This window comes from Pseudomonas sp. BF-RE-21 (assembly GCF_019947305.1).
Classification (GTDB): Bacteria; Pseudomonadota; Gammaproteobacteria; order Pseudomonadales; family Pseudomonadaceae; genus Aquipseudomonas; species Aquipseudomonas migulae.
The window spans coordinates 74,228-88,631 of sequence record NZ_JAGYGF010000004.1 but is presented as its reverse complement, the minus strand read 5'-3'; the positions used below and the strand labels follow the sequence as shown (position 1 = coordinate 88,631).

The window sequence follows — 14,404 nt, the reverse complement described above, 5'->3', positions numbered from 1 at the left end:
GTGCGGCTCAAGTGCATCAAGCTGGCGGGGTTCAAATCCTTCGTCGATCCGACCACGGTGAACTTCCCCAGTAACATGGCGGCGGTGGTCGGGCCCAATGGCTGCGGCAAATCGAACATCATCGACGCCGTGCGCTGGGTGATGGGCGAGAGCTCGGCCAAGAACTTGCGCGGCGAGTCGATGACCGACGTCATCTTCAACGGTTCGACCAGCCGTAAACCGGTGAGCCAGGCCAGCATCGAGCTGGTGTTCGACAACACCGACGGCACCCTGCTTGGCGAATACGCCGCCTATGCGGAAATTTCCATTCGCCGCAAAGTCACCCGCGACAGCCAGACCACCTATTACCTCAACGGCACCAAATGCCGTCGCCGCGATATCACCGACATCTTCCTCGGTACCGGCCTGGGCCCGCGCAGCTACTCGATCATCGAGCAGGGAATGATCTCCAAGCTGATCGAGTCCAAGCCCGAAGACTTGCGCAACTTCATTGAAGAAGCGGCGGGCATCTCCAAGTACAAGGAGCGCCGGCGCGAGACCGAAAACCGTATTCGTCGCACCCACGAAAATCTGGAGCGCCTGACGGACCTGCGCGAAGAGCTGACGCGTCAGCTTGAACGCCTGCACCGCCAAGCGGAAGCGGCCAAGAAGTATCAGGAATACAAGGGCGAGGAGCGTCAACTCAAGGCGCAACTGTCAGCCCTGCGCTGGCAGGCCTTGAACGAACAGGTCGGCCAGCGCGAAGCGATCATTGGTACCCAGGAAGTCACGTTCGAAGCGTTGGTGGCCGAGCAGCGCAACGCCGACGCGAGCATCGAACGCTTTCGCGACGGGCACCATGACCTGTCGGAGCGCTTCAATCTGGTGCAGGGGCGTTTCTATTCGGTCGGTGGCGACATCGCCCGGGTCGAGCAGAGCATCCAGCACGGTCAGCAGCGCTTGCGTCAGCTGCAGGATGATCTGAAAGAAGCCGAGCGCGCGCGTCTGGAAACCGAATCTCACCTGGGTCACGACCGCACGTTGCTGCTGACCCTCGGCGAAGAGCTGGACATGCTCACGCCGGAGCAGGAAGTCACCAGCGCCGCCGCTGAAGAAGCCGCCGCCGCACTGGAAGAATCCGAAACCACCATGCACGGCTGGCAGGAGCAATGGGACACGTTCAACCTGACCGCCGCCGAGCCGCGTCGCCAGTCCGAAGTCCAGCAGTCGCGCATCCAGCAGCTGGAAACCAGCATGGAGCGTTTGGCTGATCGTCAGAAGCGCCTCGGCGAAGAACGCGCCTTGCTTTCGGCGGACCCGGAAGACGCGGCGATCATGGAACTCAGCGAGCAGTTGGCCGCTTCCGAGGCCACGCTCGAAGACTTGCAGGCCAGCGAAGAAGCGCAGGTCGAACGACTCGAGCAACTGCGTCAGGAATTGCAGCAAGCGTTGTCGGCGCAGCAACAGGCGCAGGGTGATTTGCAGCGTCTCAACGGGCGTCTCGCCTCGCTTGAAGCCTTGCAGCAAGCCGCGCTCGATCCGGGCACCGGTACCGCTGAATGGTTGCGCGAACAACACCTGGCGGACCGTCCGCGTCTGGCCGAAGGCCTCAAGGTTGAAGCCGGTTGGGAGCTGGCGGTGGAAACCGTGCTCGGTGCCGATCTGCAAGCGGTGCTGGTGGACGATTTCGGCGGTTTCGACCTGGCCGGTTTTGCCCAGGGTGATTTGCGATTGCTCAGCCCCGCCAGCGATGGCGTGCGCGTGCCCGGCAGCTTGCTCGACAAGGTCGAGGCGCAGATCGATCTGTCGCCGTGGCTGGGGCAAGTCAAGCCGGTTGAAAACCTCGAACAGGCCTTGGCATTGCGCAGTCAGCTGAGCGCCGGTCAGAGCCTGATCAGCCGTGATGGTTATTGGGTCGGTCGGCACTTTTTACGGGTGCGCCGCGCCAGCGAAGCGGAAAGTGGCGTGCTGGCTCGCGGTCAGGAAATCCAGCGCTTGAGCGTTGAGCGCGAAGAGCGCGAGGCCACGGTCGAAACCCTCGAAACCCAACTTCAGAACCTGCGGGCGCAGCAGCGTCAACAGGAAAACGGTCGCGAACATTTGCGCCGTTTGCTGCAGGACGAAGCGCGTCAGCAAGGCGAATTGAAAGCTCAGTTGTCCGCCGGCAAAGCCAAGGTCGAGCAACTGACCTTGCGCCGCACGCGGCTCGATGAAGAACTCACCGAGCTGGCCGAGCAGCGCGCGTTGGAACACGAAAACATCGGCGAAGCACGCCTGCAATTGCAGGAAGCTCTCGACGCCATGGCACTGGACACCGAGCAGCGTGAGCTGCTGCTGGCCCAGCGCGACAGCTTGCGCGAGCGCCTTGATCGCGTGCGTCAGGAAGCCCGGCAGCACAAGGATCACGCGCATCAATTGGCGGTGCGCCTGGGTTCGCTCAAGGCGCAACACGACTCGACGCGTCAGGCGCTGGAACGGCTGGAAATGCAGTCCGAGCGCCTCACCGAAAAACGCGAACAGCTCAGTCTCAATCTGGAGGAGGGCGAGGCGCCGCTGGAAGAGCTGCGCCTGAAGCTCGAAGAGTTGCTCGACAAGCGCATGACTGTCGACGAAGAACTCAAGACCGCACAGATTGCCCTCGAAGACGCCGACCGCGAATTGCGTGACGCCGAAAAACGCCGCCATCAGGCCGAGCAGCAATCGCAGTTGATTCGTGGCCAGATGGAAACCCAGCGCATGGAATGGCAAGCCCTGACCGTGCGCCGCAAGACCCTGGAAGATCAGTTGCTGGAAGACGGTTACGACCTGCACGGCGTACTCGCCACGCTGACGACCGAAGCCAGCGAAAAGGACGCTGAAGAGGAACTCGAACGCATTGCCGCACGCATTCAGCGCCTCGGTGCGATCAACCTCGCGGCCATCGACGAATATCAGCAACAATCCGAGCGTAAACGTTATCTGGATGCGCAGAACGACGATCTGGTCGAAGCGCTGGACACCCTCGAGAACGTGATTCGCAAGATCGACAAGGAAACCCGCAACCGCTTCAAGGATACCTTTGATCAGATCAATGGCGGTTTACAGGCGCTTTTCCCAAAAGTTTTCGGTGGAGGGCGCGCGTATTTGGAACTGACGGGCGAAGATCTACTCGATACAGGGGTGACGATCATGGCGCAGCCGCCCGGAAAGAAGAACAGCACCATCCATTTGCTCTCCGGTGGCGAAAAAGCCCTGACCGCATTGGCTCTGGTTTTTGCGATCTTCAAGTTGAATCCGGCGCCGTTCTGCATGCTCGATGAAGTTGACGCGCCGCTGGATGACGCTAACGTTGGACGCTACGCCCGGCTGGTGAAAGAGATGTCGCAGACGGTGCAGTTCATCTATATCACCCACAACAAGATCGCCATGGAAATGGCCGATCAATTGATGGGGGTGACGATGCACGAACCGGGTTGCTCGCGTCTGGTGGCAGTGGATGTCGAGGAGGCGATGGCGATGGTGGATGCCTGAGTCGGCGTCTGTAGGTTGAGTATTTTTTGTCCGTAGGACTTATTTACCTTCCTTGACTTGCTGGCCAATCGACATATTCGCGCAAGCCATTGTGACAGACGGTGTAAAGTTGCCTTTGGTCGTGCTAGTTTAATGTCAATTTTTCGTATACGTGGGCAAAACGCCTGTCAGAACATAGAGTTGGCGCCACGTTTTAAAGCGGTTTACGAGTTGTAAACCCCTTATTTTTCAGCATTTTTTATAGAGGCACGGGATTACATGGAAATCGGTCTGCGCGAGTGGCTGATCGTCATCGGCATTATTGTCATTGCCGGTATTCTTTTCGATGGCTGGCGCCGTATGCGCGGCGGCAAGGGAAAACTGAAGTTCCGTCTTGATCGAAGTCTGTCCAATTTGCCGGACGAGGACACCAGCGCCGAGCTGTTGGGCCCGCCGCGCGTTCTGGATACCCACAAAGAACCGCAGCTGGACGAGCACGATCTGCCGTCGGTGAGCATGCCTGCCCGTGAGCCCCGTGAGTCGGGTTCCAAGCGCGGCAAGCGTGGCCATGGCGAGCCGTCGCAAGGCGACATGAACCTCAGCCTGGACCTGGACGGCGGCCCGAGCTTCAGCAGCCGTGACGACGATTTCCCGGTTGACGCCAAGTCTTCGCCTTCGGTCAGCGACAAGGAACAACCGCAAGCCGAAGAAGTGCTGGTGATCAGCGTGATCTGCCGCGACGCTGCTGGCTTCAAAGGCCCGGCGCTGTTGCAGAACATCCTCGAAAGCGGTCTGCGCTTCGGCGAGATGGACATTTTCCACCGCCACGAAAGCATGGCTGGCAACGGCGAAGTCCTGTTCTCCATGGCCAATGCGGTCAAGCCGGGCGTCTTCGATCTGGACGACATCGACCACTTCAGCACACCGGCCGTGAGCTTCTTCCTCGGCCTGCCAGGCCCGCGTCATCCGAAGCAGGCCTTCGACGTGATGGTGGCTGCGGCGCGCAAACTGTCCCAGGAGCTGAACGGCGAACTGAAAGACGACCAGCGCAGCGTACTGACCGCGCAGACGATCGAGCATTACCGTCAGCGCATCGTCGAATTCGAACGCCGCGCCCTGACCCAGAAGCGCTGATATTGGCAATGTGCGGGCGTTCATGACGCGACTCCCGCACCTTGTAGGAGCCAGGCTTGCCGGCGAAGGCGATTTCAAATACGCCTTCGCCGGCAAGCCTGGCTCCTACAACTAAATCACCGCCGTATTTACAGATTGAGCAGCCTCGGCTGCTCTTTTGCTTTATGAGAGAACACCCATGACCGCCGCCAAAACCCGCATTCTAGAGCTGCGCGCTGAGCTGGATCAGCACAACTATCGCTACCACGTGATGGACGAGCCGAGCATTCCGGACGCCGAGTACGACCGGTTGTTCCATGAGCTCAAGGCCCTCGAAACAGCCAACCCTGACCTCATCACCAGCGACTCGCCAACCCAGCGCGTCGGCAGCGCGGCGCTGTCGGCGTTCACCCAGGTGCGTCACGAAGTGCCGATGCTCAGCCTCGGCAACGCCTTCGAAGAAACCGACATGCGCGAGTTCGATCGTCGGGTGACTGAAGGCCTCGACCTGCCAGCCGGCGACTTGTTTGGCGGCGGGGCGGCGGTGGAGTACAGCTGCGAACCGAAGCTCGATGGCCTGGCGGTCAGCCTGCTTTATCAGGACGGTGTGTTGGTGCGCGGCGCAACGCGTGGTGACGGCACCACCGGTGAAGACATCAGTGTCAACGTACGCACCGTGCGTAATATTCCGCTCAAGCTGCAAGGCACCGGCTGGCCGGCGACCCTGGAAGTGCGCGGCGAAGTGTTCATGTCCAAGGCCGGTTTCGAGCGGCTCAACGCCACGCAACTGGAAGTCGGCGGCAAGACCTTCGCCAACCCGCGCAACGCGGCGGCTGGCAGCTTGCGGCAGCTGGATTCGAAGATCACTGCCAACCGTCCGCTGGAATTCTGCTGCTACGGCATCGGCCAGGTTTCGGCGGAGATTGCCGACACTCACATCGGCAATCTGAAGCAGCTTCAGGCATGGGGCATGCCGATCAGTCGCGAGCTGAAACTGGCACACGGCATCGATGAATGCCTGGATTACTACCGCGACATCGGTGAGCGTCGCAACAGTCTGGCCTATGAAATCGACGGCGTGGTGTTCAAGGTCAACAGCATCGCTTCCCAGCGTGAATTGGGCTTCCGCGCCCGCGAACCGCGCTGGGCGATTGCCCATAAATTCCCGGCGATGGAAGAACTCACCGAATTGCTCGACGTGGAATTCCAGGTCGGGCGAACCGGTGCCGTAACGCCGGTGGCGCGCTTGAAACCGGTCAAGGTGGCGGGCGTCACCGTGGCCAACGCGACGCTGCACAACATGGACGAAGTGGCGCGTCTGGGGCTGATGATCGGCGACACCGTGATCATCCGCCGCGCGGGCGACGTGATTCCGCAGGTGGTGCAAGTGGTCATGGAGCGCCGCCCGGAAAACGCACGGCCAGTGCAGATTCCTGAACAGTGCCCGGTGTGCGGTTCGCATGTCGAACGCACACAATTGGTCAAGCGCAGCAAGGGGCGCGAGATCATCAGCGAGGGCGCGGTGTATCGCTGTGTCGGTCGCCTGGCCTGCGGTGCGCAACTCAAGCAGGCGATCATTCACTTCGTTTCCCGTCGAGCGATGGACATCGAAGGTTTGGGCGAGAAGAGCGTCGAGCAGTTGGTGGACGAAGGTCTGGTGAGTTCGCCGGCCGATCTGTACGCCCTGACGTTCGAGCAAATCGTCGATCTCGAAGGCTTTGCCGAGCTGTCGAGCAAGAACCTGCTCAGCGCCATCGAAGACAGCAAAAAACCGGGCCTGGCGCGCTTCATCTACGCCCTCGGCATTCCCGATGTCGGCGAAGAGACCGCCAAGGTGCTGGCACGCTCCCTCGGCTCGCTGGAGCGGGTTCAGCAGGCGTTGCCGCAAGTGCTCACGTACTTGCCGGATGTCGGCCTGGAAGTGGCTCACGAGATTCACAGCTTCTTCGAAGATGCGCATAACCAGCAGGTGATCGCCGATCTGCTCAAGCATGGCCTGCAGATTCAGGATCAGGGCGAGTTGGGCGCCGAGTTTGCGGCGAGCACCACGCTGGGCGGTTTCCTCGACAAGCTGCACATTCCTTCGGTCGGGCCGGGCGGGGCGCAGAAGCTGGCGGAAAAATTCGGTTCGCTGGAGGGTGTGTTTTCTGCTGACTGGCTGGACATGCGCCAGGCCTTGCCAGAGAAACAGGCCAATTCGGTTCGCGAGTTCTTTGCCGTCGCCGAAAATCGTCAGATCGCTGAAGCCGCTGAAAAGCAGCTACGCGATTTCGGCATGCATTGGCAAAGCGAGAAGAAGGTCGTCGAAGGCTTGCCGCTGGCAGGGCAGACCTGGGTGCTGACCGGCTCGCTGGAATTGATGAGCCGCGATGTTGCCAAGGACAAACTGGAAAGCCTCGGCGCCAAAGTGGCCGGTTCGGTGTCGGCCAAGACCCATTGCGTGGTGGCCGGGCCGGGTGCCGGTTCGAAGTTGGCCAAGGCCAATGAGCTGGGGTTGAAGGTGCTGGATGAAGAGGCGTTTGTCGCGTTTCTGAGCAAGCACGGTATTTCTGTGTGATGCCAATCGCCGGCAAGCCGGCTCCTACACAATCCTGTAGGAGCCGGCTTGCCGGCGATAGCGATATCAGTCACACCGCATAAAACCGGAACGATCGGTAACCAATCATGATCTAGTCTTGGCAAGCCCAGGGAGAGATCGCCATGCACCGCTTCTTCGAACAGCTCAGTTCACGCATCGCCGCGCCTTTCATTGGCGAAAGCTCGCGCAACAGCAAAGTCTGGCATTGTCGCTGCGGGCAGTCGCTGTTCTTTCGCAACAGCCAGTGCCTGGCCTGTTCAGCGGCCTTGGGCTATCAGCCTGAGCAGAGTCGCTTATCGTCGTTACAGCCCGCTTCGCAGGTCGACACCTGGATTCTCGATGCCGACCCCGGCGCGGGTATCTTCCGGCGCTGCGCCAATCTCGACACCCCGGCCGCGTGCAACTGGCTATTGCCGGCCAATGATCACGAAACCTTGTGCATCGCCTGTAGCCTGAATCACACCATTCCTGATTTATCGCTTCCCGAGAATCATGAACGCTGGCGCAAGGTCGAAATCGCCAAGCGTCGGTTGGTTGCGCAACTGGTCAGCCTGGGTTTGCAGGTCATCCCCAAAACCGTGGACGAAGAGAGCGGGCTGGCCTTCGATTTCATCGGCGTCGACCTCGAAGGCAAGCCACCGACCACGGGCCATGCCAACGGCCTGATCACCCTCGATATCAAAGAAGCCGACGACGCGCACCGCGAGCAGGTGCGGGTGCAGATGCACGAACCGTATCGCACGTTGCTCGGCCACTTCCGTCATGAGGTCGGGCATTATTATTGGGACCGGCTGATCGCCAACAGCCAGTGGCTGGAACCGTTTCGCGACGTGTTCGGCGACGAGCGCGCGAGTTACGCCGAGGCGCTCGACCGGCATTACCAGCAAGGCGCGCCGCTCGACTGGCAGCAACATTTCGTCAGCGCCTACGCCACGATGCATCCCTGGGAAGACTGGGCCGAAACCTGGGCGCATTACCTGCACATGATGGACGCGGTGGACACCGCCCTCGGCTTCGGCATGAGTGCGCGGGAAATGGATTTCGACTACCAGCCATTCCCGTCCAGCACCCTCTATGATCCGCAGCATCCCGGCGGCGCGGCGTTCCTGTCATTCGTCAATGCGTGGATCGAACTCGCCGGCATGCTCAACGAACTGTCGCGCAGCATGGGCCAGCCGGATTTCTACCCGTTCGTATTGCCGCCGGCGGTGATTGCCAAGTTGCACTTCATTCATCTGGTGATCCAGCAGGAGGGCGGCAGGGCGGATGAAGTGGTGCAGGACCTGTAGGCGCCTGCGCTCTTTTCAGGACTGCGCATGTCCTTGAAGCCGCTCATATTTTTTAATCCGCCCGAACGGTTGTAACTTCGCCTCAGATAGGTACAATGGCGCGGCTCGCCGTCAGGTGAGCGTCGTTATGGTGACCCCATCGGTCCCCCCGCAACGATTACCCGTGAACCTGGTCAGATCCGGAAGGAAGCAGCCACAGCGGGAACATTGTGTGCCGGGGTGTGGCTGGTGGGGTTGCCTCCATAACGCACCGCGAGCCTTCTCTCGCGTTTTTCATCAAAAAATACCGTCTTGTTGCTCTGCCATGGATTTCGTCCAGGGCGGATTTTTCGTCGTTTCCGTTTTGAAAACAGGCGCAAAAAAGGAGGCCGACCTGTCGAATCACGACAAGTCGGCCTCCTTTTTTCATTTCTGCCACTAAGGCTTGGACATGGCCTGGTCAACCGCTGCAATCAGCTTTCCCAGATCCTTCGGGGTGGCTTTGTGGATGACTCCGAACAGGTACGCCCGCTGTTCATCCTCATCGCCCAAATCTGCGAAGAAGGCTTTCAGTTTCACCCCCAGCACGCCGGCAAGCAGGAACAGAGCTTCCACGCTGGGGGTGTAGGTGCCGGTTTCAAAACGGCTGATGGTTTTCGGGTCAAAACCGGTTTTTTCGCCGAGTTCAGCCTGAGTAAGCCCCGCGACCTTGCGGTAACGCCGAATGGCTGAACCCAAACTTGAAATTTGCATCGCTCAATTCCCATTTAGAATCAAGAACTTAACGATAGATTTTTGCATTAGACAACTGCATGATCCATCACCTTGCTTTGCAAAATGTGATGCATTTCGTAGAATTGCCTCCTCCAAAGGGTATTTTGTGACCTGTTTGCGTAAGTTTGGCTGATGCGAAAGAGCCAGTACGGTGCTCCCTTGAACAATATGTGGGGTGCTGAAGCCGCCCTGAAGCCTTGCAAAATGTTATCGAAATCGTTGTTGCTGCCCTTTGTCCGGGTCTTTGAGCCTAGTTGATCTTCGGCGGCCAAAGGGCCATCAAACGCTGTTCCTGGAGTGATCACGTGGCTCTGCGCAGTACGAATCAAAACATCTCTTCCGGGCATTTTGCGCTGGTCGAGCGGTACCACCGCTAGCGACAGTGAGCCTGACTCATGGATGAGAAATACCGCAGGGCCGTGGACGCCGCCGCGATCTTTTCCGAGACCGATCTGACCGGCCGGATTACCTACGTCAACGATCAGTTCTGCGCCGTCTCCGGTTACAGTCGCGACGAACTGCTCGGGCAGAACCATCGCCTGCTCAATTCCGGCCTGCACTCCGCTGATTTCTTCGCCGGCATGTGGCGCACCATTGCGCTGGGCAATGTCTGGAAGGGCGAGATCTGCAATCGCGCCAAGAATGGCAGCCTGTATTGGGTCGAAAGTACGTTGGTGCCGCTGCTGGATGACACCACCGGGCGGATTCACCGTTACCTGGCGATCCGTTTCGACATCAGCGAAAAGCGCCAACTGCTGCATTCCCTGCAATGGCGGGTCGGCCATGACGTGCTGACCGGGCTGCCCAATCGCGCGTTTCTCTCGGACCTGCTGGATCAGGCGCTGGCGTTCTCGCGTGAGGAAAACATCCCGCTGGCGGTGTGCATGCTCGACCTCGACGGCTTCAAGGCGGTCAACGACGGCTACGGGCATGCCAGTGGCGATCTGTTGCTGGTGGAGGTGGCCAAGCGTTTGCGCGACATTGTTCGCGGCGAGGATGTGGTGGCGCGGCTGGCCGGTGACGAGTTCGTGCTGGTGTTGCGTTATGTGCGTGATGTGCCGGAGTTGCGTGCAGCGCTGAACCGTGTGCTGGGTGCGATTTCGGCGCCGTACCAGTTGCGGGGCAAGACCCTGAATGTATTTGCCAGCATCGGCGTCACCCTGTTCCCCGATGACAATCAAGATGCCGAAACCTTGTTGCGTCACGCGGATCAGGCGATGTACGTGGCCAAGCAGAGCGGACGCAATCGCTTTCATTTATTCGACGTGTTCCGGGATCGAGAGGTCAAGGCCACTCACCAGACCGTCGAACGGGTTCGGCAGGCATTGGCCGCCGGCGAGCTGCGTGTGCATTTCCAGCCGAAAGTGAACATGCGTCGTGGTGTCGTCGTCGGCTTCGAGGCGCTCTTGCGCTGGGAGCATCCGCAAAATGGCATGGTGCCGGCCCGAGAGTTTTTGCCGATGGTGGAGGAGACGGACCTGATCATCGATATCGGTGAATGGGTGATGGATCAGGTGTTGATGCAGTTGGACCGTTGGCAGCAAGCGGGGCAGGGCTGGCCGATCAGTGTCAACATCGCCGCCCGGCATTTCCAGCGAGCGGATTTCGTCGACCGGCTCAGGCAGGTGCTCGCCCGGCATGCCCGGGTCGCGCCGCAGATGCTTGATCTGGAAATCGTCGAGTCGGTGGCGATAGAAAACATCCAGCATGTCAGCGCCTGCCTGCAGGCCTGTCAGGCGCTCGGCGTGCAGTTTTCACTGGGCGACTTCGGCACCGGTTATTCGTCCTTGAACTACCTCAAGCGCTTGCGCACCCAGACCATCAAGATCGACAGGTCGTTTATCCGCGACATTCTGCATGACCGCGACGACTTGGCCCTCACCACCGCAGTGATTGGCCTGGCCCGCGCGTTTGGCCGACAAGTGATCGCCGAAGGGCTGGAAAGTATCGAGCATGGCGAGCTGTTGATGCAGTTGGGGTGCGACGTTGCCCAAGGTTATTTCATTGCCCGGCCGATGCCGGCGGTTGATGTGCCGGGCTGGGTCGAAGGTTTTGTCGCGCCGGCGCAATGGCGAGCGCTCGATCAAACAGCCTGAGGCTGTCAGACCTATGAAGATCAAATGTGGGAGCGAGCCTGCTCGCGATGACGGTGTGTCTATCACGCAAGTGCTGGCTGAAAGTACGCAATCGCGAGCAGGCTCACTCCCACAGGTTCAGGGTTTGCCGACATAGAGGCGGATGATGTCATCGATCTCCCCGGACATTTTCATTCTCAGCAGCGTGCGCAGGATGCGTTGCACGGGCACTTTCGGGTCGTTGCGCACGTAACAACCGACACTCTGCACTTGCAGCACCGCAACGCCTTGCAGTTGCTGCTCAGGCAGCAGGCGCTGATTGAACCAGTCCAGCGTCCATTGGTTGCTCACGGCATAGCGGTAGCGTCCGGCCATGAGTTTTTCCAGGACCTGTTCCTGATTGCGCGCGTCCTCGCGAAGCAGGCGCCCGGCGTCGAACAGGGGTTGCAGGGTGGGGTAACTGTAGCCGAGCACTGTGCCGATGGATTGTTGCGGCAAATTCGCCGGATCGATTGAGGCCTGCAACTCGTGCCGGCTGATCAGCACGTCCGGCTGGGTCCAGAGCGGAATGCTCCAGATGTAGTCCCCGGACTGGTTTGGCGACCACGTTTGCGCGGCGTAGCAGCGGACATCGATCTCGCCGTGCTCCATGGCATTTTGCACCCGGGCCCGCGGCAGTACGTGAAACTCCGCCGGAACGCCAACCTGGGTCGCGAGGCTGACCATCACGTCATGCAGGATGCCCTGGGTCGGCTGGCCTTGATAAAGCTGCACCATCGGCATCGCCCAACTGTCGGGCACCACGAAGCGCAGCGGCGCGTTGGCAGCCATGACGTTCAGACTCATCAACAGCAGTGCCCCCAAGGCCAGCCGCATAAACGCTCCGCTATCGATGAAAACCGAGCCGATAAAAATCACCGCAAGTGCAGCTTAGCCAGATTAGACGAGCGCGCCGGATGCAATTTTGGCCTTGCTCCGCTAGCATTAGCCGCTTCTGCTTCCCAGTGGCGATGGTTTTCGATGAGTTATCAGGTTCTTGCACGTAAATGGCGTCCGCGCTCGTTCCGCGAAATGGTCGGCCAGACCCATGTGCTCAAGGCTCTGATCAATGCCTTGGACAGCCAGCGGCTGCACCACGCTTACCTCTTTACGGGCACGCGCGGGGTCGGCAAGACCACCATCGCGCGGATCATCGCCAAATGCCTGAACTGTGAAACGGGTATCACTTCGACGCCGTGCGGCGAGTGTTCGGTGTGCCGCGAGATCGATGAAGGCCGTTTCGTCGACCTGATCGAGATCGACGCCGCGAGCCGGACCAAGGTCGAGGACACCCGCGAGCTGCTCGACAACGTGCAGTACGCCCCTAGCCGCGGGCGCTTCAAGGTCTACCTGATCGACGAAGTGCACATGCTCTCCAGCCATTCCTTTAATGCGCTGTTGAAAACCCTCGAAGAGCCGCCGCCCTACGTCAAGTTCATCCTGGCGACCACCGACCCGCAGAAACTTCCTGCAACGATTCTGTCGCGGTGCCTGCAGTTCTCGCTGAAGAACATGACCCCTGAACGGGTGGTCGAGCATTTGACCCACGTGCTGGGCGTCGAAAACGTACCGTTCGAAGACGACGCGCTGTGGCTGCTGGGCCGTGCCGCCGACGGTTCGATGCGCGATGCCATGAGCCTGACCGATCAGGCGATTGCCTTCGGTGAAGGTCGGGTCATGGCCGCCGATGTGCGGGCGATGCTCGGCACGCTCGATCACGGTCAGGTCTATGACGTTCTGCACTCGCTGATCGAAGGCGACGCCAAGGCGTTGCTCGAGGCTGTCCGCCATCTGGCGGAGCAAGGTCCGGACTGGAACGGCGTGCTCTCGGAAATTCTCAACGTACTGCACCGTGTCGCCATCGCCCAGGCCTTGCCTGAAGGCGTCGACAACGGTCACGGCGACCGTGATCGGGTGCTGGCGCTGGCCCAGGCCTTGCCGGCCGAAGACGTGCAGTTTTATTACCAGATGGGCCTGATCGGCCGCCGCGATTTACCGCTGGCGCCGGACCCGCGCGGCGGCTTCGAAATGGTCTTGCTGCGGATGCTCGCGTTCCGCCCGGCGGACACCGCGGATGCGCCGAGGCAACCGCTAAAGCCAGTGGGGATCAGCCAGGCCACAGTTGATTCCGCAAACTCAGTGGCTGCCGCGCCGGTTGTTGCGCCGGTAGTCGCTGCGGCAGTTGCACCGGTTGTTGCCGCGCCGGTCGCTCCGGTGGTTGCTCCCGAGCCTGAGCCGGTTGCGGCCGTTGTCGTGCCGGAACCGATCATCGTGCCGGAGCCCGTTGTTGCGCCGGTAGCGGTCGAAGCCGTCGTCGACCTGCCGTGGAATGATCCGGTCGAACCCGAAGTCGTCCAGCAGCCAGCCGTCGAGCCGGTGCTGGAAACCGCCGCTGAACAACCCGAATTACCCCCGATGCCGTTGCCGACGCCTGACAGCGTTGTGCCGGACGCGCCGGAATGGGCCGCTGCGCCGATCCCGGAACCTTCCGTGGCCGACGTCGACGCCGGGACACGGGGCATCGACCCCGACGACGAGCCGCCGCTGGACGAGGACTACATCGAACCGGACATGGATTCGGCGTACAGCTACCTCGACGAACTGGCGAGTGAACATGCCGCCGAGCCCGCGCCGGAACCTGAACCTGAGCCGGCCGCGATGCCTGCCACCGGTCTGGCCCTGCAATGGCTGGAACTGTTCCCGAAACTGCCGATTTCCGGCATGACCGGGAGCATCGCCGCCAACTGCACGCTGATCTCCGTGGAAGGTGACCACTGGCTGATGCACCTGGACCCGGCCCATAGCGCCTTGTTCAACGCGACCCAGCAACGTCGTCTCAACGATGCGCTGAACCAGTTTCACGGGCGCACGCTGACCCTGAGCATGGAGCTGATCAAGCCCGAGCAGGAGACCCCGGCCCAGGCTGCATCCCGGCGCCGTGCCAACCGTCAGCGCGAGGCGGAAGAGTCGATCCACGGTGATCCGTTCATCCAGCAAATGATGCAGCAGTTCGGTGCGGTGGTCCGTAACGATACTATTGAACCTGTCGAAGCCCTGGTCAGTCAGGGCTAATAACTGAAGGCGTTTGG

At 60.5% G+C, this 14,404-nt stretch carries 8 protein-coding genes and 1 other RNA gene; 7 read left to right on the top strand and 2 right to left on the bottom strand.

Features of this window, described 5'->3' with window-relative positions:
* The 5 genes from smc to ffs all read left to right on the top strand — a co-directional run bounded on the left by smc (position 1) and on the right by ffs (position 8,682).
* Positions 1–3,489, top strand: coding sequence for a chromosome segregation protein SMC (smc, locus tag KGB25_RS04800; protein WP_008037755.1), 3,489 nt, complete (start codon positions 1–3; stop codon positions 3,487–3,489).
* 258 nt (positions 3,490–3,747) lie between these two features.
* Positions 3,748–4,602 carry a cell division protein ZipA gene (zipA, locus tag KGB25_RS04795; protein WP_008027358.1) on the top strand — a complete coding sequence of 285 codons (855 nt, stop codon included), beginning with the start codon at positions 3,748–3,750 and terminating at the stop codon, positions 4,600–4,602.
* 178 nt (positions 4,603–4,780) lie between these two features.
* On the top strand, positions 4,781–7,138 hold the full coding sequence (ligA, locus tag KGB25_RS04790; protein WP_223434380.1) for an NAD-dependent DNA ligase LigA: 2,358 nt from the start codon (positions 4,781–4,783) through the stop codon (positions 7,136–7,138).
* 143 nt (positions 7,139–7,281) lie between these two features.
* Positions 7,282–8,448 (top strand): putative zinc-binding metallopeptidase, encoded by a 1,167-nt coding sequence (locus KGB25_RS04785; RefSeq protein WP_223434379.1) that lies wholly within the window; start codon positions 7,282–7,284, stop codon positions 8,446–8,448.
* 137 nt (positions 8,449–8,585) lie between these two features.
* Positions 8,586–8,682: signal recognition particle sRNA small type (gene ffs, locus KGB25_RS04780), an RNA gene on the top strand.
* A 183-nt stretch (positions 8,683–8,865) separates the two neighbouring features.
* On the opposite strand, the gene KGB25_RS04775 is transcribed toward ffs, so the two are convergent.
* Positions 8,866–9,180, bottom strand: a complete 315-nt coding sequence (locus tag KGB25_RS04775) for a helix-turn-helix domain-containing protein (protein ID WP_008028568.1) — start codon at positions 9,178–9,180, stop codon at positions 8,866–8,868.
* A gap of 416 nt (positions 9,181–9,596) precedes the next feature.
* On the opposite strand from KGB25_RS04775, the gene KGB25_RS04770 reads away from it, so the two are divergent.
* Complete coding sequence (locus KGB25_RS04770) at positions 9,597–11,297, top strand: putative bifunctional diguanylate cyclase/phosphodiesterase (protein WP_223434378.1); 1,701 nt, start codon at positions 9,597–9,599, stop codon at positions 11,295–11,297.
* 117 nt (positions 11,298–11,414) lie between these two features.
* On the opposite strand, the gene KGB25_RS04765 is transcribed toward KGB25_RS04770, so the two are convergent.
* Positions 11,415–12,152 (bottom strand): substrate-binding periplasmic protein, encoded by a 738-nt coding sequence (locus KGB25_RS04765; protein ID WP_223434377.1) that lies wholly within the window; start codon positions 12,150–12,152, stop codon positions 11,415–11,417.
* 144 nt (positions 12,153–12,296) lie between these two features.
* Here KGB25_RS04765 and dnaX point away from each other — a divergent pair, with 144 nt between their 5' ends.
* The gene (gene dnaX, locus KGB25_RS04760; RefSeq protein WP_223434376.1) at positions 12,297–14,387 is read left to right on the top strand and encodes a DNA polymerase III subunit gamma/tau; all 2,091 of its coding nucleotides are present in this window, start codon (positions 12,297–12,299) and stop codon (positions 14,385–14,387) included.
* Positions 14,388–14,404 lie beyond the last annotated feature (17 nt).

What these genes read in the sequence shown, in the direction of transcription:
- zipA (WP_008027358.1), top strand. Translation starts at nt 3,748, where the DNA reads ATGGAAATCGGTCTGCGCGAGTGGCTGATCGTCATCGGCATTATTGTC.
- ligA (WP_223434380.1), top strand. Translation starts at nt 4,781, where the DNA reads ATGACCGCCGCCAAAACCCGCATTCTAGAGCTGCGCGCTGAGCTGGAT.
- KGB25_RS04785 (WP_223434379.1), top strand. Translation starts at nt 7,282, where the DNA reads ATGCACCGCTTCTTCGAACAGCTCAGTTCACGCATCGCCGCGCCTTTC.
- KGB25_RS04775 (WP_008028568.1), bottom strand. Translation starts at nt 9,180, where the DNA reads ATGCAAATTTCAAGTTTGGGTTCAGCCATTCGGCGTTACCGCAAGGTC.
- KGB25_RS04770 (WP_223434378.1), top strand. Translation starts at nt 9,597, where the DNA reads ATGGATGAGAAATACCGCAGGGCCGTGGACGCCGCCGCGATCTTTTCC.
- KGB25_RS04765 (WP_223434377.1), bottom strand. Translation starts at nt 12,152, where the DNA reads ATGCGGCTGGCCTTGGGGGCACTGCTGTTGATGAGTCTGAACGTCATG.
- dnaX (WP_223434376.1), top strand. Translation starts at nt 12,297, where the DNA reads ATGAGTTATCAGGTTCTTGCACGTAAATGGCGTCCGCGCTCGTTCCGC.